The organism is Leisingera sp. M658 (assembly GCF_025144145.1).
GTDB lineage: Bacteria > Pseudomonadota > Alphaproteobacteria > Rhodobacterales > Rhodobacteraceae > Leisingera.
In genome coordinates this window covers 2,705,902-2,726,745 of record NZ_CP083546.1, presented here as the reverse complement: position 1 = coordinate 2,726,745, position 20,844 = coordinate 2,705,902, and the positions used below count along the sequence as shown (strand labels likewise).

The window sequence follows — 20,844 nt, the reverse complement described above, 5'->3', positions numbered from 1 at the left end:
GGCTGTGCGCCTCTGCGAGGGTAGGCGGGATTGATTGCGGTACCGTTAATCAGCCGTAAGCGTTAAAGAATTTTTCTGCGGCGGCATCCTTGGGCGGGGATTGAAAACGGGTCTGGCCGGGGCCGCAATTTACCCGTGAACAGAGTGTGAACGTCCTCTTTCCGCCGCGGCTGAATCAGGCTAGGATCACCCGCATGAGCAGTTTTGACGAAATGGACGCCTTTGAGGGCGCATCATTGTCGGCCCGTGCCATGCAGGCGCGGCCGATGCCCTATCTGGACAGCCTTAACCCGGCGCAGCGCGAGGCGGTGGAGTGCCTGGATGGCCCCGTGCTGATGCTGGCGGGGGCCGGCACTGGCAAAACCAAGGCGCTGACGACGCGGATTGTGCATCTTCTCAGCACCGGCCGGGTGCGCCCGAACGAAATCCTGTCGGTGACCTTCACCAACAAGGCCGCGCGCGAGATGAAGGAACGGGTGAGCGGCATGCTGGGTCAGGCGGTCGAAGGCATGCCCTGGCTTGGCACCTTCCATTCGGTCTGCGTGAAACTGCTGCGCCGCCATGCCGAACTGGCAGGCCTGAAGTCGAACTTCACTATTCTGGATACCGACGACCAGATCCGGCTTTTGAAACAGCTGATCAAGGCGGAAGGCATCGACGACAAGCGCTGGCCCGCGCGGATGCTGGCAAACATCATCGACGACTGGAAAAACCGGGCGCTGACACCGGATAAAGTGCCGGCCGGCGACGCCAGCGCCTATAACAACCGCGGCACCGAATTTTATGCCCAGTACCAGACCCGCCTGCGCGAGCTGAACGCGGTCGATTTCGGCGACCTGCTGCTGCACATGGTGACGATTTTTCAGAACCATCCGGACGTGCTGGAGCAGTACCAGCGCTGGTTCCGCTACATCATGGTGGACGAATACCAGGATACCAACGTCGCCCAGTACCTGTGGCTGCGGCTGCTGGCGGGCAGGCACAAGAACGTCTGCTGCGTTGGTGACGATGACCAGTCGATCTATGGCTGGCGCGGCGCCGAGGTCGGTAATATCCTGCGGTTTGAAAAGGATTTTCCTGGCGCCATGGTGGTGCGGCTGGAACAGAACTACCGCTCCACTGGGCATATCCTTGCTGCCGCCTCAAACGTGATCCGCGGCAATCAGGGCCGCCTGGGCAAAGAGCTGTGGACGGCTGCCGGCGACGGCGAAAAACTCCGCCTGATCGGCCATTGGGACGGCGAGGAAGAAGCCCGCTGGATCGGTGAAGAAATCGAGGCAATGCAGCGCGGCACCCGCGGCCAGTCGCCCATCGGCCTCAACAGCATGGCCATTCTCGTGCGCGCCTCGCACCAGATGCGCGCGTTCGAGGACCGGTTTCTGACCATCGGCCTGCCATACCGCGTCATCGGCGGCCCGCGTTTCTACGAACGGCTCGAAATCCGCGATGCGATGGCTTATTTCCGCGTCGTGGTCTCACCCGACGACGACCTCGCGTTTGAACGCATCGTCAATACGCCGAAACGCGGCCTGGGCGACAAGGCGCAGCAGACCATTCAGGGGCTTGCCCGTGAAAACGGTGTATCCTTGGTCGAAGGGGCGCGGCTGGCGGTTGAAGGCGGTCATATCAAGGGCAAAGGCGGCGGCGCCCTGCGCCAGCTGGTTGAGGGTATCATCCGCTGGGGCCGCATGGCCGGCGACGCCGACATCACCCATATGGAGCTGGCTGAAATCATCCTGGATGAGAGCGGCTACACCGCCATGTGGCAGAACGACAAGAACCCGGATTCGCCCGGCCGTCTGGAAAACCTCAAGGAACTGGTGAAGGCGCTGGAAAACTTCGAGAACCTGCAGGGCTTCCTCGAACACGTCAGCCTGGTGATGGACAATGATAAGCAGGATGCCGACGAAAAGGTGTCGATCATGACCCTGCACGCCGCCAAGGGCCTGGAGTTCCCCGCCGTCTTCCTGCCGGGCTGGGAGGACGGCCTGTTCCCCTCGCAGCGCTCAATGGATGAAAGCGGCCAGAAGGGGCTCGAGGAAGAACGCAGGCTGGCCTATGTCGGCATCACACGGGCTGAGCAGATCTGCACCATCTCCTTTGCCGGCAACCGCCGGGTGTTCGGTCAATGGCAATCGCAGCTGCCCTCGCGCTTCATTGACGAGCTGCCAGAGGAACATGTCGAGGTGCTGACCCCGCCGGGCCTTTACGGCGGCGGCTATGGTGCGGCAGCACCGGGTGGTACTATGGGCGGGTCCATGGGCGGGGGGCAGGTGCGCTCCACTATCGAAGAGAAAATGGCCCAGGCCGATGGCTACAACTCCCCCGGCTGGAAGCGGATGCAAGCGCGGGCAGGCGAGCGCGGGATGTCGCAGCCCAAGGAGAGCAAGCATCAGGTGATCGACCTCACCGCTACGTCCAGCTTCACTCTGGGCGAACGCGTGTTCCACCAGAAATTCGGCTACGGCTCGATTACCGGTATCGAGGGGGACAAGCTGGAAGTGGACTTCGAGAAGGCCGGCACCAAGAAAGTTGTTGCCCGGTTTGTTTCCGCTACCGACGACGTGCCGTTCTGACGGCTCCCATTACGCCGGTTTGACCGGCGGGTCTGATCGCGCAGCGATCCGACCCGGGCGCAGGCGCGGCGGACAGCAAAGCTGCCCGCCGCGCCTGCGCCACCCCATCCTTTGAGGTTTGCGCGAAACGGCTAGGCCGTAAGAGCTTGGCTGCAGCTGTCTGTCTTCGGAGGGGGGGCGGTATTGCTATGCGGAAAACAAGAAACGGCGGCACCCAGGGAGGAGGAGGGGTGCCGCCGTTCTGTCAAACACCGGAATTCAGGGAGGAGGAGATCCCGGTGATTCAAATCCGGCTGTTAACCGGTATAAGGTGCGGCGGCATCAGGGAGGAGGAGGATGCCGCCGCCAAAGCCAGGCCCTTCAAGGGAGGAGGAGAAAAGGCCTGATCTCTATTAGTTGTTCTCGTAAGCGGCCTGATAGGCAACACGCTGGATCTCAGACCGGTTCAGACCCAGATCCGCCAGATCGCGGGCCGTCAGCGCGGACAGCTCATTGACGGTTTTGCGGTACAGCCGGTAGCGAACAAATTTCACCATCAGCGCGTCCAGGAAGCCAACCGGGGATGCAATGTTCACCGCGGAGATCTGTTGTGCTGCTGCCATCGTTCTGTTCCTTCGTCTGACCGTATCGTCGTATCCGTCTGGCACCATCCCGGCGCCGCTTGAGGGGTAATTTAGGGATCTTGTGCGGAGTCGCAATCCCGTGCGTCGTCAATGCTGCTATGCAGCATTTGCATGGGTGACCCAGGGTATGCCTTTGTAAGGGATCACTAATTTCAGCGTGCCGTTGCGCAGCTGTATAATTCTCGGGCGCGGGGCTGCAATTTGCGCATGGCTGGCGGCACGGTCTGTTGACGGATGCAGCCCTTGGCCCCGCAGCCGGGGCCGCGGCAATCACGCAACACGGGTTCCAAGGCGTATGGCGGACACATATATAGGGCCGGACAACACGCAGGAGAGCAGTCATGGCGGTCACTCAGGATCAGATTCGCGAAATACTGGAGCGGCTGGCCTTGCCGGACGGCGGCACGCTGGTATCGCGCGATATGCTGCGCGCCCTGCGTATCGACGGCAGCAAGGTGAGCTTTGTGATCGAGGCGCCCAGCCCCGAGATCGCCAAACTGATGGAGCCTTTGCGCAAGGCTGCCGAGGCCGCGGTGCTGTCGCTGGACGGGGTTGAAACCGTCTCTGCCGCGCTCACCGCCCATGCCGCGCAGCAGCCCGCGCCCAGCCTCAAGGTCGGCGGCCATCCGAAACCGCAGGCCGGGCCGCTGAAACCCGCAGGCGTAAAACGCATTCTGGCGGTTGGGTCCGGCAAGGGCGGGGTGGGGAAATCCACCGTGTCGTCGAACCTCGCTGTGGCGCTGGCCAGGCAGGGCCGCAAGGTCGGGTTGCTGGATGCGGATATCTACGGCCCCTCCCAGCCGCGGATGATGGGCGCCAAGGGCCGCCCTGCCAGCCCCGACGGCAAGATCATCGAACCGCTGCACGCCCATGGCGTCACCCTGATGTCGATCGGCTTTATGCTGGAGGAGGGCAAGGCCGTGGTTTGGCGCGGCCCGATGCTGATGGGCGCGCTGCAGCAGATGCTGGGGCAGGTGAACTGGGGTGAGCTGGACGTGCTGATCGTCGATCTGCCGCCCGGCACCGGCGACGTGCAGCTGACGCTTTGCACCAAGACAGAGCTGACCGGCGCCATCGTGGTTTCCACTCCGCAGGATGTGGCACTGCTGGATGCACGCAAGGCAATGGATATGTTCAAGACGCTGAAAACCCCTGTGCTGGGTCTGATCGAGAATATGTCATTTTTCACTTGCCCCGATTGCGGCGGTGAGCATCACATCTTTGGTCATGGCGGTGTCGCGGCTGAGGCGGAGGCGCTTGGCCTGCCGCTGCTGGGCGCGCTGCCGATTGACCTGGAAACCCGGCTGGCCGGCGACAGCGGTACACCCATCGCGGCGGGCGAGGGGCCAATGGCGCAGGCCTATGCGCGGATTGCCGAGGGTCTGATCGGCGGCGGCATGGCCTGACTCCCGGCGGGTTCCCCGCACTCTCTATATATACTGTCCTGGATGGCCCGCCTGATTGGCGGGCCTTTTGCTGTTTGCTCGCTTTGTTTTGGGTGCGGATGGGGTTTCCCGCCCGGTACGGGAACCTGCGGGACAGCTGGCCCCGCATGGGACAGGATGGGGCCGGCGGGATTGCATGGGACGCTTGGGAATTCACGGGACTTGCGGGAATTCATGGGCGTCATGGGAAATCATGGCCCGAATTGCCACACGCCTCTCTTGAAGATGCGAATCACGCGGTTTTGAGGCGTTGATGCCGGAGTATTCCGCCGCTTCCTTTGCGGAGAGATGCGAACGTAAGGGGAATATCCGCAGCTGAAGTGAGTCTTCATGTCGAATCGCGGGAAACTATGGGAAAAAAATTGCAGGTGCAACTCGCCTCTATATTTGGTGTTTGCGATTGAGTGATGCACAACAAGTTCGCGATTTTACCTCAATATCACCACGAATCTCTTGCGAATCTCTGTTGCTGTTGGCAGCCGTTCGATGATTTCCGGCAGAAAACAGTTGCAGGACCATCATTTCCCATAGTATCCCTATTACATCGAATGAGACGAGGGACGGGGCGCCAAACGACCCCAAGCCAAACTAAAAGAGCAGGTTTCATACAGGCCTTCGCTTTCATCGAACCAAGAGATCCGGCGCGCGAGCGAGCAGACATCCCCCCAGGTGGCGTGCGCAGTCGGACATCCCGCATAGCGGGCCAAGGCGGCGGGTTGATCAGTGGCAGCAGATCAACCCGCCCCTTTTCATTCTGGGGATCGGAATTACGCGAGGGACGCGCGGAAAAGGAACGGTAAGTTGGGCCGCAGGTTCAGAGGCGAAAGCCACCACAAGGTGGACAGCAAGGGGCGGGTGTCAATTCCGGCCTCTTTCCGCCGTGTACTGGAGGCCGCCGACCCCAACTGGAAATCCGGCGACAGCCCCGAACTGGTCATCGTTTACGGCAATCACCGCCGCCCGTTCCTGGAATGCTATACAATGGAAGCCATCGACGAGGTGGACGCCAAGATCGCCGCCCTGCCGCGCGGCTCCAAACCGCGCAAGATCCTGGAACGCATGTTCAACGGCCAATCCTTGCCGACCAACGTGGATGAGACCGGCCGCCTTGTGCTGCCTGCCAAGCTGCGCCAGAAGATCGGCCTGGATGGCGAGGCTTTCTTTATTGCGTCCGGCGATACCTTCCAGATCTGGAACCCCGGGACCTATGAAGAGGTCGAAATGGCGGAAGCCGAGAAACTGATGGAAGACCTGCCCGAGGATTTCGATCCCCTGGAATTCCTAGATGGCGCCGGAGGCGTTTGACTTATGACCCAGGACCAAAACGCTGCCAATGGTCCCCACATCCCCGTCCTTCTGCGCCCGCTGCTGCAGGCCGTGGACCCGGTCACGGGCCGTTGGCTGGATGGCACATTCGGTGCGGGCGGCTATACCCGCGGGCTGCTTGAGGCCGGCGCGGACGAAGTCACCGGCGTCGACCGCGACCCGCTGGCGTTTGAAATGGCCAAACCCTGGGCCGCGGATTACGGTGACCGCCTGATCCTGCAGCAGGGTGTGTTCTCCCGCATGGATGAATACGCGCAAGACCTTGATGGCGTGGTTCTGGACCTTGGTGTCTCCTCGATGCAGCTGGACCTGGCCGAACGCGGCTTTTCCTTTATGCGGGACGGGCCGCTGGACATGCGGATGTCGCAGTCGGGGCCTTCAGCTGCCGATCTGATCGCCGAGCTGGATGAGGCGCAGATCGCTGACATCCTGTTCCACTATGGCGAAGAGCGCGCCAGCCGCCGCATCGCCAAAGCGATTGTCCGCGAACGCACGATTGAACCGATCACCAGCACCCTGCGCCTCGCAAAGATCATTGAATCCTGCCTGCCGCGCCCCAAGCCCAACCAGTCGCACCCGGCGACCCGCAGCTTTCAGGGCCTGCGCATCGCGGTGAACGCCGAATATGACGAGCTGTTCGAGGGGATGCTGGCGGCCGAGCGCGCGCTGAAACCCGGCGGCTTGCTGGCAGTCGTGACCTTCCACTCGGTCGAGGACCGGATGGTCAAACGCTTCTTTCAGCACCGCGCAGGCAAGACCGGCCGCGCTAACCGCTATGCGCCGGAGCAGGAAGACACGCCCAACCAGTTCGAACTGGTCACCCGCAAGGCGGTCGGCCCCGACGATCAGGAACTGGCGGAAAACCCGCGTTCCCGTTCTGCCCGCCTGCGGGTCGGACGCCGCACGGCTGCAGACCCCGGACCGATCTCGGCCAAAGACCTTGGAATGCCGCAGCTGAAAGAGGCGCGCAAATGAAGACCCTGCTGTATGCCGCAACCTGCCTGGCCGTCTTTGGCCTGGCCTTCTGGGCCTACCGCGAAAACTACGCCACCCAGCAGGTGCTGAAGGATACCCGCGCTCTACAGGGCCAGATCGGCGCGGCGCAGGTGCGGCTTAGCGTGTTGCGCGCTGAATGGGCTTACCTCAACCGCCCGCAGCGGCTGCGCGAGCTGGCGGATATCAATTTCGACAGCCTGGGCCTGTTGCCGCTGCGCCCGGATCAGTTCGGCCGGGTGGATGAGGTGTCATATCCCGAACCCGAAGAGCTGGTGATCACCGAAGGAGTTGAGGTGTCGGGCCTGAACCGGAGGAGCCAGCCATGATCCGCACTCCGCTCCGCCCGCTGGCGCGGGTTCTTCATGCCCGCGCAACCGGCGAAAACCCGGATGTGATCGAAGAGGAAAACATCAGCCTGCGGCATCAGGAAATGCAGGTGCAGTCCCGTCAGCGCGCCGAGGGGCGGCTGTTGGTGCTGGGGCTGTTTTTTGTCTGTGCCTTTGGCGCCATCACGGCGCGCATGGGCATGACGGCGGTGTCGGAGCCGTCCGAGCCCGTCGCCAGTGTTGCCGGCAGCGTCATCGCCGCGCAGCGGGCAGACATTGTTGACCGCAACGGCAGCCTGCTGGCGACCAATTTTGAAACCCATTCGCTGTATGCCCAGCCGCCGCAGATGATTGATCCCATCGGCGCGGCAGAGCAGTTGGTGCAGATCTTCCCGGACCTTGAACTCGACCGTTTGATCCGGGATTTTACGGGCAAGCGCAAGTTCCTGTGGGTAAAGAAGAAAATCAGCCCCGAGCAGCTTCAGGCAGTGCATGACATCGGCGATCCCGGCCTGTTGTTCGGCCCGCGCGAGATGCGTCTGTATCCCAATGGCAGTCTGGCTGCCCATGTGCTGGGCGGTGCCGGATTCGGCAAGGAGGGCGTGAACGCCGCCGAGGTGATCGGTGTTGCGGGTGTTGAACGCCAGTTCGACACCTACCTGCGCAACCCGGCCAATGCGGGCAAGCCGCTGCAATTGTCGCTGGACCTCACCGTGCAGGCGGCAGCCGAGCAGGTGCTTTATGGCGGCATGAAGCTGATGAACGCCAAGGGCGCCACTTCGATCCTGATGGATGCGCACACGGGCGAGGTGATCTCGGTTGTGTCCTTCCCGGATTTTGATCCCAATGACCGGCCGCGCCCGCCGGCCTCCGGTTTTGACCCTTCGGTCAGCCCGCTGTTCAACCGCGCGGTGCAGGGGGTGTACGAGCTTGGCTCCACCTTCAAAATCTTCACCGCAGCGCAAGCGATGGAGCTGGGGCTGGTGGGTGCTGACACCGTGATCGACACCCGCGGCCCGTTGCGCTGGGGCCGCTTTGCGATCCGTGATTTCCGCAACTACGGCAATGAGATGTCGGTGACCAAGATCATCGTCAAATCCTCCAACATCGGCACCGCGCGGCTGGCGCAGCAAATCGGAGTGGAGCGGCAGAAAAGCTTCCTTGATACGCTGGGCATGCTGGAGCCGACCCCGTTTGAGATTTCCGAAGCCAAGGGCGGCAAGCCGCTGCTGCCCGCCAACTGGTCCGAACTGTCGGCGATGACCATTTCCTACGGCCACGGCATTTCCACCACGCCGATGCATCTGGCGGCGGGTTATGCGGCGATTGCCAATGGCGGGCGTTATGTGGCGCCGACGATTCTGAAACAGGCGGCACCGCAGCTTGGGGAACGGGTGCTGAGCGAAAGCACCGCCGCCGCCGCGCGCAAGATGTTGCGCAAGGTGGTCAGCGAAGGCACCGCGTCGTTTGCCGAGGTCGAGGGCTATCAAGTGGGCGGCAAGACCGGCACGGCTGATAAGCCCAAGCCGCAGGGCGGCTATTACGAGGATAAGGTAATTGCCACTTTTGCCTCTATTTTCCCGGCACATGACCCGAAATACGTGCTAATCGTGACGCTGGACGAACCCTCTATCATTGCCCATGGCGAGGAGCGCCGCACCGCAGGCTGGACCGCCACCCCGGTGGCGGCTGAGATGATCGGGCGGGTCGCGCCGCTGTTGGGCTTGCGTCCGCAAGTTGAACCCGCAGAGGTGACTGGTATAACCCTCACCTCGAACTGAACCAGGGCAGAGGGCCGCCATGAGCAGCAGCAGACCAGACCAGCCGCTAAGCCAATTGGGGCTGACCGCCCGCGGCGGCGCCGACCCGCAGATCCGCGGCCTGGCGGTAGACAGCCGCGACGTGCGCGAGGGGTTCCTGTTTGCAGCCCTTCCGGGCAGCCAAGTGCATGGCGCCAAATTCATCCCCGCCGCGCTGGATAAGGGCGCCACCGCCATTCTGACTGATGCAGCGGGCGCGGGCATCGCCGCCAAACTGCTGGACGAAAGCCACGCAGCACTTGTGGTGGTCGAGGATCCGCGCCAGACGCTGGCCTATGCCGCCGCGCTGTGGTCCGGCGGCCAGCCGCAGACGGTGGTCGCGGTGACCGGCACCAATGGCAAGACATCGGTGGCGAGTTTTGTGCGCCAGATCTGGGCTGAGCTGGGCCATGAGGCGGTCAATATGGGCACCACCGGAATTGAGGGCGCCTGGAGCTATCCGCTGGCCCATACCACGCCGGAGCCGATCACCCTGCACCGCGCCCTGGCTGAGGCTGCCGCCGCAGGGGTGACCCATGCGGCGATGGAGGCGTCCTCGCACGGGCTGGACCAGCGCCGTCTGGACGGGGTGCAGCTGGCGGCGGCGGGGTTCACCAATTTCACCCAGGACCATCTGGACTATCACGAGACATTTGAGGCCTATTTCAACGCCAAGGCGGGCCTGTTCCGCCGGGTGCTGCCGGACGAAGGCGTCGCCGTTATCAACCTGAACGACCCCCGCGGCGCTGAGATGCGCGCGGTGGCCGCTGCCCGCGGGCAGGAGGTGATCAGCGTGGGACGCGGGCTTGGCGATCTGAACCTGATGGGGCTGCGCTATGACGGCACCGGCCAGGATGTGCGGTTCTCCTGGCATGACAAGCCGTATCAGGTACGGCTGAACCTGATCGGCGGTTTTCAGGCGGAAAACGTTCTGTTGGCCTGCGGGCTGGTGATTGCCGGCGGCGAGGATCCGGAGCGGGTGTTTGAAACCTTGCCGCATCTGACCACGGTACGGGGGCGGATGCAGCTGGCGGCGTCGCGTGACAATGGCTCAGCCGTATTTGTTGACTACGCCCATACGCCTGCCGCCGTTGCCAGCGCCATCAAGGCCCTGCGACCGCATGTGCTGGGGCGACTGATTGCCATTGTTGGCGCAGGCGGCGACCGCGACACCAGCAAGCGGCCTTTGATGGGGCAGGCAGCGCATCAGAACGCCGATGTGGTGATTGTGACGGATGACAACCCGCGCAGCGAGGATCCGGCGGTGATCCGTGCTGCGGTCAAGGGCGGTGCGCCCGATTGCATCGAGGTCGGCGACCGCGCCGAGGCGATCCTGCGCGGCGCCGACATGCTGCAGGCGGGCGATGCGCTGATTGTCTGCGGCAAGGGGCATGAGACCGGCCAGACCGTGGGCGATCAGGTTCTGCCGTTTGACGATGTGGAGCAGGCCAGCATTGCTGCAGCCGCACTGGACGGGAGGCTGGCATGACGCTTTGGACCGCAACCGAGGCCGCTGCAGCCACCGGCGGGCAGGCGCAGGGGAATTGGGCTGTCACCGGCCTGTCGATCGACACCCGCACCATTGAGCCGGGTGATATGTTCGTGGCCCTGAAGGCCGCGCGCGACGGTCATGATTTCGTGGCCCAGGCTTTGGCGAAGGGAGCGGGCGCTGCGCTGGTCTCCCGCATTCCCGAAGGGGTTGCCGCCGATGCGCCGCTGCTGATCGTGGACGACGTGCAGGCGGGGCTTGAGGCCCTTGGCCGGGCGTCCCGTGCCCGCACCGGGGCCAAGGTCGTTGCGGTGACCGGTTCGGTCGGCAAAACCTCGACCAAGGAAATGCTGGCGCGGATGCTGTCCGATCAGGGCCGTACACATGCGGCAGTGGCCAGCTACAACAACCATTGGGGCGTGCCGCTGACGCTGGCGCGGATGCCGCGCGAGACTGAATTTGCGGTGATCGAAATCGGCATGAACCATCCGGGTGAGATTGCGCCGTTGGCCAAACAGGCCCGCCCGCATGTGGCGATGGTCACAACGGTGGCCGCGGTGCATCTGGAGGCGTTTGAGGACGTCGAGGGCATTGCCGGTGAGAAGGCCGCGATCATTCAGGGGCTGGAGCCGGGCGGTGTTTCGGTACTGAACGCGGATATTGCCGAGGCCCATGTGCTGCGGGATGTGGCGGAAGATCTAGGCATCACTGCCCGCTGGTTCGGCGAAAGTGCCGGGGATTACCAATTGTTGTCAGCTGACAACAAAGGCGACGGGCTTGTTGCCCGCGCCACGGCAGGGGGCGGCGAGGTTGAGATGCACATCCAATCCCTTGGCGCGCATTTTGCGATGAACGCTTTGGGCGCGCTGGCCTGTGTCGATGCGCTGGGTGCGGATGTGGTGAAAGCTGTTGAAAGCCTCGCCCTGTGGTCGCCGGTCAAGGGCCGCGGCGTGCGGGAAACCATCCGGCTGGACAGCGGCGAGGTTACCCTGCTGGACGACAGCTATAACGCCAATCCGACCTCAATGGCGGCGGCGCTGGCAGTGCTGGCGGCGACACCCGGCGCGGGGCGGCGGATTGCCTATCTTGGCGATATGGGAGAGCTGGGGGTGCAGGAAAAGGACCTGCATGCCGGTCTTGCCGCGCTGCAGGCCGTTGCGGGTATTGAGAAAATCCATTGCGTCGGGCCGTTGATGAAGTCGCTTTATGCGGCGCTGCCGGAAGCAAAACGCGGCGGCTGGTACGGTACCAGTTCCGAGGCGGTGCCAGATCTGAAAACCGCCATCAAAGGCGGCGACATCGTGCTGGCAAAAGGCTCCAACAGCATGGGGCTGGCCAAGATCGTTGACGGCATCCGCGAAATGGGCCAATCCACCCCCACACAAGAAAACGCATAAAAGAACGAGGGAAGGGCCCAGATGCTCTATTGGCTGACCGCTTTGTCGGACGGGGGGGATGTTTTCAACCTCTTCCGCTATATCACCTTCCGCGCAGGCGGCGCCTTTATGACTGCGCTGATCTTTGGCTTTCTGTTCGGCAAGCCGCTGATCAATGTGCTGCGCCGCAAGCAGGGCAAGGGCCAGCCGATCCGCGATGACGGGCCGGAGGGGCATTTTTCCAAGGCGGGCACACCCACAATGGGCGGGCTGCTGATTGTCGGCGCGCTGCTGTCCTCGACGCTGTTGTGGGCGCGGCTGGATAATCCCTTTGTCTGGATGGTGCTGCTGGTGACGCTGGCCTTTGCGCTGATCGGCTTTGCTGATGATTATGCCAAAGTGTCAAAACAGACCACAGCAGGTGTTTCGGGCAAGCTGCGGCTGGCCTTGGGGATTGCGATTGCGGCGCTGTGTTCGGTTCTGGCCGCGCGATTCCACCCGGAAGCGCTGCAGAACCAGCTGGCGCTGCCGGTGTTCAAGGACACGCTGATCAATCTTGGCCTGTTCTATGTGCCGTTTTCGATCTGCGTTATTGTCGGCGCTGCCAATGCGGTGAACCTGACCGACGGGCTGGATGGCCTTGCGATCATGCCGGTGATGATTGCTGCGGGCACCCTGGGTGTCATTGCCTATGCGGTGGGGCGGGTCGACTTTACCGAATATCTGGACGTGCATTACGTGCCCGGCACCGGTGAGATCCTGATTTTCAGCGCGGCGCTGTTCGGCGCAGGCCTGGGGTTTCTGTGGTACAACGCGCCGCCGGCGGCGGTGTTCATGGGCGATACCGGCTCGCTGGCCCTGGGCGGCGCGCTGGGGGCCATTGCGGTTGCCACCAAGCACGAGCTGGTGCTGGCCATCGTCGGCGGGCTGTTTGTGGTTGAGGCGATGTCGGTGATCATTCAGGTTCTGTACTTCAAGCGCACCGGGCGCCGGGTGTTCCTGATGGCGCCGATCCATCACCACTATGAAAAGAAGGGCTGGGCGGAACCGCAGATCGTGATCCGCTTCTGGATCATCTCGCTGATCCTGGCGATGATCGGACTGGCGACGCTGAAAGTGCGCTGAGGCACGCGGATTTGCCCGCCGCGCCGGGGTTTGCGGCGGGTGGGGTCATAGTCTTCCTCTATATGAACCGCGCGGGGCTTCAGGTCTTCGCGCGGTTTTTCTTTTATAGGAAGGCGGCGCCGCCAAGGGGGGCGGAGCATCGGATGGCCCGTGTCAGGGGCCACGTCCGTCTGGCGGCCTATGCGGACCCGCCCTGCACCCGATGAAGAGGTGGACTGAGGGGGCCGGTGTCCTGTTCTTGGTGTTGCAACGGCTGGAGAATAGCGCGGCGCGGTGAACAAGCGGTGTGGGCAGCGTACGGTGGATGCGCAACGGGGGGATGCTCCCGCCAATTTCGGCAGGCTATGCCTGCCTGCCAATTGTTGGGCGTGGCACGGGCCTGCGGCCCATGCCCGCGGCCTGTGCCGGGGCAGCGCTTGAAGCCCGGCTTGCACCTGTGCAATGTTCCGCAGAAGCAAATTCATCAAGATGAGGGCAGGCGATGATCCCGGTCAAAGGATATGAGGGTGCCAAGGTGGCGGTGCTGGGGCTGGGCCGTTCGGGGCTGGCGACGGCGCGTGCCCTGCGGGCAGGCGGGGCGGAGCCTGTCTGCTGGGACGACAACCCGGCAGCGCGGGAGGCGGCGGAGGCGGAAGGCCTGACCTGCCGCGACCTGCATAAGGCCGGTGCCTTTGACGGGGTTGCGGCGCTGATCACCTCGCCCGGTATTCCGCATCTTTACCCCAAGCCCAATCCGGTGATCCGGGCGGCGATGGAGGCTGGCGTGCCGGTGGACAATGATATCGGGCTGTTCTTCCGCTCCTTTGCGGATGCCGAATGGCAAATGCATGATCAGCCGCCGCGGGTGGTGGCGGTGACGGGGTCGAACGGCAAATCAACCACGGTGGCGCTGCTGCATCACATCCTGCAGCAGGCGGGCCGCGAGAGCCAGCTGGCGGGCAATATAGGCCGCGGCGTTCTGGATATCGACGCGCCCGGAAATGGCGGTGTGGTGGTGCTGGAGCTGTCGAGCTATCAGACCGAGCTGGCGCGCGCACTGACACCGGATGTGGCGGTGTTCACCAACCTCAGCCCGGATCATCTGGACAGGCATGGCGGTATGGGCGGTTACTTCGCCGCCAAGCGGCGGCTGTTTGCCGAGGGCGGGCCGGACCGCGCGGTGATTGGCATTGACGAGGATGAGGGGCTGTTTCTGGCGGGCCAGCTGTCGGAAGGGGCAGGCGATGACCGGGTGATCCGGGTGTCCGCCGCGCGCAAGCTGACCGGGCCTGGCTGGCAGGTCTTTGCCCGCAAGGGGTTCCTGTCGGAATACCGCAAGGGGCGGCAGGCGGCCTCGATTGATCTGCGCGCCATGACCGGGCTGCCGGGGGCACACAACCACCAGAACGCCTGCGCGGCCTATGCGGCGGCGCGTACCTTGGGGCTGGCGCCGCGGCTGATCGGCGACGCAATGGCCACCTTCCCCGGCCTGCCGCACCGCAGCCAGACCATCGCTGAGGCTGGCGGCGTGCGTTATGTGAATGACAGCAAGGCCACCAATGTGGACAGCGCGGCAAAGGCGCTGAGTGCGTTCAGTAACATCCGCTGGATCTGCGGCGGGTTGGAGAAGGATGGCGGGCTGGAGGCCTTGAAAGGGCGGGCTGGCAATGTGGTGAAAGCCTATGTGATCGGGCGCGAGGCGGCGGGATTTGCGCTGCAGCTGGATGTGCAGGCCGAAGTTTGCACCACCATGGCGGCGGCAGTGGAGCGGGCCATTCAGGACTCGCAGGAGGGTGACACCGTGCTGCTGGCGCCGGCCGCCGCGAGTTTCGATCAGTATGACAATTTCGAACAGCGCGGTGAGGATTTCATCGCCGAAGTGAAGGCGCGGCTGGGGTAAAAGGGGCTTCAGGTCTCACCCAAGCGGAAAACCCGCCTCAAACCCGCCTTCACCTGATCTTTGCCTGCCAGAGCTGCCGCACGCGCCCAAGAGAAATAGCGGTATCCGCCTGCGGCGGAGCCTCCGCGATTTCTCTTGACCCCGCCCGTCACCCCCGGCCGTTCAAGCTCAAGCGAAGGCGGCTCCGAAGCGGAAAATCCGTGAGGGTCAGCTGTTGGCGGTGGACGGCTTGGTGATCTCCTCTGACAAGAGTTTGAAATAGCCGGGAAGAGTGTCTTGCAGCCGCTGATGGCCGTCGGGTGTCAGCGCGGCTTCTTTGGAGCGCCCGTCGGATGGGTTGTTCGAAAGGGTTATCAGCCCGTCTTTCTGCAACGATTGCAGGGTGCGGGTCATCACCGGTTTTGACACGTCGATCCGCTGGGCGATCTCATTCGGGGTCAGCGAGGTGCGGTCCGGTTCGCGGTCGATCACGATCAGCACTAGGAACCGCAATTGGGACAGCCCGTGGAGGGCAAAATAGGCGTCGAGGCTGCGGATCAGCAGGCTGGCGCGGCGCATCATCATAAGCGCGCTGGTGATATGGTCCGGGTCGGCGCCGTATGCCTTGGCGTAGGTGCCGACCATCTGCTGCGACGGCATATCCTTTAGGAAGAACATGAGGCTCAGGCCAGCGGGGTCATCTTGTGGATTTCCACCGGTGCTGCAAGCCAGGCCTCGTATTTGGCGAAGACCGGCGTGATGTAGTCCGCTGCATAATGCGCCGCCAGGGCGTCGTCGCTGGCCCATTCTTCGTCGAGAAAGAAGCAATCGCCATCGCGGCCTTCGGCCAGCAGGAACTTCAGGCAGCCGGGTTCGGCGCGGGTCGGTTCCAGAATATCCAGCAGGCTTTGGCGCACATCCTGCATGTGTTCCGGTTTCGGAGTGATCCTGGCGATCAGTTGGAAGGGGGCGGTCATGGTGTTTCTCCACTTATGTTATCATGATAATTATATGGATGGCGCCGCGCGCAGTGTCAAGGTGGCTTCAGCCGCGGGCGGCGATGGCGGATACGCTTGAGCCGGGCACGGCGTGAATGCTGTGGCGGCGCGGTATGGAGTTCTTCCCAAACCAGCCGTCGGCCTAGCGCCGGCTGGCGGAGCATGGGAGGTTGATATTGCCAACGGCAAAGGTTGAGAACCTTTTTCGCCCCGCTGATGGTCTGCGATGTGCCAGAGGTGCCGCCGGAACCGGACCTTGTTGTATCAGGTGAGGTGATCCGGATCGTTTCGGGCGCTGTCAGGATCAAGCTGGTGCCCGGCAGGCCCGCACCGCGCCGCTGGCCGCCGGATTCTGAGAATGGTTGCAAAGCCAGCGCCGCCGGATCTCCTCAAAGTCCCGTCTCGGAGAGAAGCCGGCCTGCATCCACGCCCATGGGACGGGCTGCAGGTCACTCTGCCAACAGGCCGGCGAAATCCTCCCCTGGAACTTCCGGCCGCCAAGCTGAAAGTCCGGTGCCCTCCTGGCGCCACTTACGTCAAAGCCTTTGCTCGATGTACTGGAGGTCCGGCTGGCCGCGCAGCTGGCACGGATTCCGGGCAAGTCAGAACTGGCCAAGGCCACACGCCGTTGTCACGCGGCCATCCTTGAGCGTGACGCCATCCCGGCCATTCCAATCCGCAAGAACGGGCGGGCGTGGAAGGATGATTAATCTGTCCGTTTTCGAATGCCTGAGAGCTGACACGGTCGAGGAAGCTGATTTCCTGCTTCTCCGTTGTGTCTGGAGCGAGGCGCATGGTGCGATTGTCCCTTTTCTCCTCTGTCTGAGAGACGTAGAGGACGTGCATGAAATATGACGTAATTGTGCTTGGTGCCGGTGCTGCCGGCCTGATGGCAGCCGCGATTGCCGGGCAGGCAGGTGCGCGTGTGCTCCTGCTGGATCATGCAGACAAGGCAGGGAAGAAGATACTGATTTCGGGTGGAGGCCGGTGCAACTTCACCAATATGTGGACCGGGCCGGAATGCTTTCTGTCCGGGAATCCGCATTTCTCCAAGTCCGCTCTCGCACGGTATACCCAGTGGGATTTCCTCGCGCTGGTCGAACGCTACGGCATCGCCTGGCACGAGAAGACCTTGGGGCAGCTCTTCTGCGACGGCTCCGCACGGCAGATTGTAGCGATGCTCCTTGACGAGTGTGCCCGTGGCGGCGTTGATATCCGTCTTTCGACGCAGATCGGCGAGATCGGCCATGGCGACGGGCTTTTCCGCGTTGCCGGAGCGACAGCAGCGAAACTGGTCATCGCCACCGGCGGCCCCTCGATTCCGAAGATGGGGGCTACTGGCATCGCCTACCAGATCGCGCAACGCTTCGGCCTGACGGTGGTGCCGCCGAGACCCGCGCTCGTGCCGTTGACGCTGGGTCCGGACTCACAGGCGTTCCGGGACATTTCCGGCGTTTCCAGCCCGGTCACAGCGCGGGTCGGAACGGCCAGTTTCACCGAAGCGGGGCTGTTTACTCACCGGGGGCTGTCGGGGCCAGCTATCTTGCAGGTGTCCTCCTATTGGACCCCCGGTGAACCGGTTGTCCTGACGCTGGTCGACAATGCCCTGGAGGTGCTGCGCGAGGCCCGGCGGCGGGCGCCCCGCTCAAGGCTGAGATCGGCATTGAGCGAGCATCTTCCGAACCGCCTGGCCGAGGTGTTGTCAGCGCGTATCGGATTGGGAAAGGAATTGGGCAACAGTTCCGATGCAGACCTTGAGCGCGCCGCCGGTTACCTGTCGCAGCTGACATTCCACCCCACTGGCACCGAGGGCTATGCGAAGGCAGAGGTGACGGCAGGAGGAATTTCCACGGAGGCGCTGTCCTCGCGCACAATGGAAGCGAAGAACTTACCCGGACTTTATGTCATCGGCGAGGCTGTCGATGTCACCGGCTGGCTTGGCGGCTATAATTTTCAATGGGCGTGGTCTTCGGGCTGGGCAGCGGGAACAGCGATTGCTGAGCGGCGTGAAGGCTGAATGCTGTAACCGCGATCATGCGGCCACAAAGCGGTTTCGTGCATGGGCTCAGACTGCCAGTTCACCGGATCGGGCACCCGCAGCCGGTCTAAGATAAGTCAGCTTTTGCTGCGCCGGGCATGAACTCATGCACAGCACGGGGACACGCACTAACGGATCAATGAGGATGCGCCGCGGTGTTTCCTGCAGGCAGCCAAGGCGGCGGGGTAGTGTATTCCAGCCGCCGACTGCGGGCACGAGCTGACAGAACCTTTGGCCGGAGCGCAGCCCTCTTGGCTGACGGTACACCGGTGAAGATGCCAGCCCCCCGTTTAATAGCAGACCAAGACAGTGTGTGCCTGGGTCTATGTTCGCGAGCAATGCCGTGATTTTCCGGTTCTTGAAAGGCTTTCTGCCTAGCAACTGTATTGTTCAGACGGCGGGTTCCCGCGGAGTGCCGGCATCCGCTGGCAGCTTCCTGCCTGTCAAGATGGGCGGTCGACGGTGCGGTGGTTTTCCGCCGAACTGTGTTCTTTTTCTGGCGCCGCGGCTCACGTTTCGTTACAGTTTCTGTGAGACCCCGAAAAATGGGGCGGAACGAGGCATATAGTGGCGGTATTCCCATGACTGAGATGGTCTATGGCGCGGTTCCCGTGCAGGCAGGTGAGCCGATTCTTCCGAAATGGTGGCGGACGCTGGATAAATGGACAATGTCCTGCATCCTGATGCTGTTCGTGATCGGGCTGCTCTTGGGGCTGGCGGCCTCGGTGCCGCTGGCGGAGCGCAACGGGTTCGGCAATTTCCACTATGTGCAGCGGCAGGCGGTTTTTGGCCTGACGGCGCTGACGGCGATGCTGGTGACATCCGTGATGTCGCCGACGCTGGTGCGGCGGCTGGCGGTGCTGGGCTTTGCCCTGGCCTTTGTCGCCTTGGCGTTTTTGCCGATTTTCGGCACCGATTTCGGCAAGGGTGCGGTGCGCTGGTACTCGCTGGGATTTGCCTCCCTGCAGCCGTCGGAGTTCCTGAAGCCCGGCTTTATTGTGGTTGCGGCCTGGATGATTGCCGCCAGCCAGCAGATCAACGGGCCACCCGGCACGCTGATGTCCTTTGCGCTGTGCATGATGGTCGTTATGATGCTGGTTTTGCAGCCGGATTTCGGCCAGGCCAGCCTGATCCTGTTCGGCTGGGGGGTGATGTATTTTGTGGCTGGGGCGCCGATGCTGCTGCTGGTTTGCATGGCCGCCGTGGTGGTGATGGGGGGCGTCTTTGCCTACAACAGCTCCGAACACTTTGCCCGCCGCATCGACGGCTTCCTGAACCCCGATGTCGATCCGACCACCCAGCTGGGCTATGCCACCAATGCGATCCGCGAGGGCGGGCTGTTTGGGGTTGGCGTTGGTGAGGGGCAGGTGAAATGGTCGCTGCCCGATGCCCATACCGATTTCATCGTTGCCGTCGCGGCCGAGGAATACGGGCTGGTGCTGGTCGCGGTTCTGATTGTGCTTTACGCCTCGATCGTGGTGCGTTCGCTGTTCCGGCTGATGCGGGAGCGCGATATTTTCATCCGTCTCGCAGGCACCGGTCTGGTCTGCATGTTCGGCGTGCAGGCGATGATCAACATGGGTGTTGCGGTGCGGCTCTTGCCTGCGAAAGGCATGACTTTGCCGTTTGTCAGCTATGGCGGATCCTCGCTGATTGCCACCGGGATTGCGGTGGGTATGCTCTTGGCCTTTACCCGCACGCGTCCGCAGGGCGGGATTGCGGATTACCTGAACGGCCGCGGCCGCTGAGAGATGTGAAAGAGACCCCCTGGGATGGCACAAAAACTGCTTTTGATGGCCGCTGGCGGAACCGGCGGCCATATGTTTCCGGCACAGGCGCTGGCCGAGATGATGCTGGCGCGCGGCTGGCGGGTGAAACTGTCGACTGACGCGCGGGGCGCGCGCTATACCGCGTCGTTTCCAAGCGCGGTTGAGATTTCGCAAGTGTCCTCGGCCACCTTTGCCCGCGGCGGGCTGCTGGGCAAGGCGCTGGCGGGTCCGAAAATTGCAGGCGGCGTTCTGTCGATGATGATGCAGATGCGCCGCGAACGCCCCGATGCCGTCATCGGTTTTGGCGGCTACCCGTCGATCCCGGCGCTGGGGGCGGCAACGCTGCTGAAGCTGCCGCGGATGATCCATGAACAGAACGGTGTGCTGGGCCGGGTCAACCAGTTGTTTGCCAAGCGGGTCGCAGGGGTGGCCTGCGGCACCTGGCCGACCGCGCTGCCCGAAGGTGTCGCGCATGAGCATGTGGGCAACCCGGTGCGCAGCGCGGTAATGGAACGGGCAGGGGCTGCCTATATCCCGCCGGGCGACTATCCGATGTCGCTCTTGGTGATGGGCGGCAGCCAGGGCGCGCGGATCCTGTCCGACGTGGTGCCCGGGGCTGTGGCTGCGCTGCCGGATCAAATCCGCCGCTATCTGCGGGTGTCGCATCAGGCGCGGGCGGAGGATTTGGACCGGGTCAATACGTTCTATGCCGAACACGGCATCAACGCCGATGTGCAGACCTTCTTTACCGACGTGCCTGCGCGGATGTCGGAAGCGCAGCTGGTGATCTCGCGCTCGGGCGCCTCGTCGGTGGCCGATATTTCGATTATCGGGCGGCCCTCGGTCCTGATCCCCTTTGCCGCTGCGGCGGGCGACCACCAAAGCGCCAATGCCCGTGGGCTGGTTGACGCCAATGCCACGGTGGTGATCCCGGAAAGCGCTCTTGATATCCCGGTGCTGGCAGAGCATATGGGCGCAATTCTGAGTAACCCGCAGGCTGCCACGCAAATGTCGGCAGCCGCACTGAGCGCCGGGGTTCCCGATGCCACCGAACGATTGGCGGCACTGGTTGAGCAGCTGGCCGAAGAAGGATAACTGTC

18 protein-coding genes are annotated in these 20,844 nt (G+C 63.1%); 15 read left to right on the top strand and 3 right to left on the bottom strand.

The features are described from left to right. Positions 1 to 194: 194 nt before the first annotated feature. Together K3724_RS13545 and K3724_RS13540 are read left to right on the top strand one after the other, a co-directional pair. A complete protein-coding gene (locus K3724_RS13545; protein ID WP_259985906.1) occupies positions 195 to 2,576 on the top strand; it encodes an ATP-dependent helicase in 2,382 nt (793 codons plus the stop codon). Between the two features lie 188 nt (positions 2,577 to 2,764). Then, complete coding sequence (locus K3724_RS13540) at positions 2,765 to 2,962, top strand: hypothetical protein (protein ID WP_259985904.1); 198 nt, start codon at positions 2,765 to 2,767, stop codon at positions 2,960 to 2,962. Positions 2,963 to 2,968: 6 nt separating this feature from the next. On the opposite strand, the gene K3724_RS13535 is transcribed toward K3724_RS13540, so the two are convergent. Further along, positions 2,969 to 3,178: a DUF1127 domain-containing protein gene (locus K3724_RS13535; RefSeq protein WP_129371489.1), complete on the bottom strand. Its 210-nt coding sequence runs from the start codon at positions 3,176 to 3,178 to the stop codon at positions 2,969 to 2,971. Positions 3,179 to 3,540: 362 nt separating this feature from the next. Here K3724_RS13535 and K3724_RS13530 point away from each other — a divergent pair, with 362 nt between their 5' ends. The 9 genes from K3724_RS13530 (at position 3,541) to murD (ending at position 14,960) form a co-directional block, all read left to right on the top strand. Then, positions 3,541 to 4,605, top strand: a complete 1,065-nt coding sequence (locus K3724_RS13530) for an Mrp/NBP35 family ATP-binding protein (protein ID WP_259985901.1) — start codon at positions 3,541 to 3,543, stop codon at positions 4,603 to 4,605. Positions 4,606 to 5,445: 840 nt separating this feature from the next. Further along, positions 5,446 to 5,949: a division/cell wall cluster transcriptional repressor MraZ gene (mraZ, locus tag K3724_RS13525; RefSeq protein ID WP_259985900.1), complete on the top strand. Its 504-nt coding sequence runs from the start codon at positions 5,446 to 5,448 to the stop codon at positions 5,947 to 5,949. A 3-nt stretch (positions 5,950 to 5,952) separates the two neighbouring features. Then, positions 5,953 to 6,945 carry a 16S rRNA (cytosine(1402)-N(4))-methyltransferase RsmH gene (rsmH, locus tag K3724_RS13520; RefSeq protein WP_259985898.1) on the top strand — a complete coding sequence of 331 codons (993 nt, stop codon included), beginning with the start codon at positions 5,953 to 5,955 and terminating at the stop codon, positions 6,943 to 6,945. Continuing rightward, positions 6,942 to 7,292: a cell division protein FtsL gene (locus K3724_RS13515; RefSeq protein ID WP_259985891.1), complete on the top strand. Its 351-nt coding sequence runs from the start codon at positions 6,942 to 6,944 to the stop codon at positions 7,290 to 7,292. Before rsmH ends, K3724_RS13515 begins: the two co-directional genes overlap by 4 nt. Beyond that, on the top strand, positions 7,289 to 9,073 hold the full coding sequence (locus K3724_RS13510) for a penicillin-binding protein 2 (RefSeq protein WP_259985889.1): 1,785 nt from the start codon (positions 7,289 to 7,291) through the stop codon (positions 9,071 to 9,073). Before K3724_RS13515 ends, K3724_RS13510 begins: the two co-directional genes overlap by 4 nt. A 19-nt stretch (positions 9,074 to 9,092) precedes the next feature. Further along, positions 9,093 to 10,580 (top strand): UDP-N-acetylmuramoyl-L-alanyl-D-glutamate--2,6-diaminopimelate ligase, encoded by a 1,488-nt coding sequence (locus K3724_RS13505; RefSeq protein WP_259985887.1) that lies wholly within the window; start codon positions 9,093 to 9,095, stop codon positions 10,578 to 10,580. Further along, entirely contained in the window at positions 10,577 to 11,977 is a 1,401-nt protein-coding gene (gene murF, locus K3724_RS13500; protein ID WP_259985879.1) for a UDP-N-acetylmuramoyl-tripeptide--D-alanyl-D-alanine ligase, read from the top strand. Before K3724_RS13505 ends, murF begins: the two co-directional genes overlap by 4 nt. 21 nt (positions 11,978 to 11,998) lie before the next feature. After that, positions 11,999 to 13,081 carry a phospho-N-acetylmuramoyl-pentapeptide-transferase gene (gene mraY, locus K3724_RS13495; protein ID WP_259985870.1) on the top strand — a complete coding sequence of 361 codons (1,083 nt, stop codon included), beginning with the start codon at positions 11,999 to 12,001 and terminating at the stop codon, positions 13,079 to 13,081. Between the two features lie 481 nt (positions 13,082 to 13,562). After that, a complete protein-coding gene (murD, locus tag K3724_RS13490) occupies positions 13,563 to 14,960 on the top strand; it encodes a UDP-N-acetylmuramoyl-L-alanine--D-glutamate ligase (protein ID WP_259985861.1) in 1,398 nt (465 codons plus the stop codon). A 207-nt stretch (positions 14,961 to 15,167) separates the two neighbouring features. On the opposite strand, the gene K3724_RS13485 is transcribed toward murD, so the two are convergent. Further along, complete coding sequence (locus tag K3724_RS13485; RefSeq protein WP_259985841.1) at positions 15,168 to 15,617, bottom strand: MarR family winged helix-turn-helix transcriptional regulator; 450 nt, start codon at positions 15,615 to 15,617, stop codon at positions 15,168 to 15,170. 5 nt (positions 15,618 to 15,622) lie between these two features. After that, a complete protein-coding gene (locus K3724_RS13480) occupies positions 15,623 to 15,916 on the bottom strand; it encodes a putative quinol monooxygenase (protein ID WP_259985839.1) in 294 nt (97 codons plus the stop codon). A gap of 566 nt (positions 15,917 to 16,482) precedes the next feature. Here K3724_RS13480 and K3724_RS13475 point away from each other — a divergent pair. The 4 genes from K3724_RS13475 (at position 16,483) to K3724_RS13460 (ending at position 20,839) form a co-directional block, all read left to right on the top strand. Then, the gene (locus K3724_RS13475) at positions 16,483 to 16,647 is read left to right on the top strand and encodes a hypothetical protein (RefSeq protein ID WP_259985837.1); all 165 of its coding nucleotides are present in this window, start codon (positions 16,483 to 16,485) and stop codon (positions 16,645 to 16,647) included. A 134-nt stretch (positions 16,648 to 16,781) separates the two neighbouring features. Further along, the gene (locus K3724_RS13470) at positions 16,782 to 17,954 is read left to right on the top strand and encodes an NAD(P)/FAD-dependent oxidoreductase (protein ID WP_259985835.1); all 1,173 of its coding nucleotides are present in this window, start codon (positions 16,782 to 16,784) and stop codon (positions 17,952 to 17,954) included. A 602-nt stretch (positions 17,955 to 18,556) separates the two neighbouring features. Next, positions 18,557 to 19,723, top strand: a complete 1,167-nt coding sequence (ftsW, locus tag K3724_RS13465; RefSeq protein WP_129371473.1) for a putative lipid II flippase FtsW — start codon at positions 18,557 to 18,559, stop codon at positions 19,721 to 19,723. Between the two features lie 24 nt (positions 19,724 to 19,747). After that, a complete protein-coding gene (locus K3724_RS13460) occupies positions 19,748 to 20,839 on the top strand; it encodes a UDP-N-acetylglucosamine--N-acetylmuramyl-(pentapeptide) pyrophosphoryl-undecaprenol N-acetylglucosamine transferase (RefSeq protein ID WP_259985825.1) in 1,092 nt (363 codons plus the stop codon). The last annotated feature ends 5 nt before the right edge of the window (positions 20,840 to 20,844 follow it).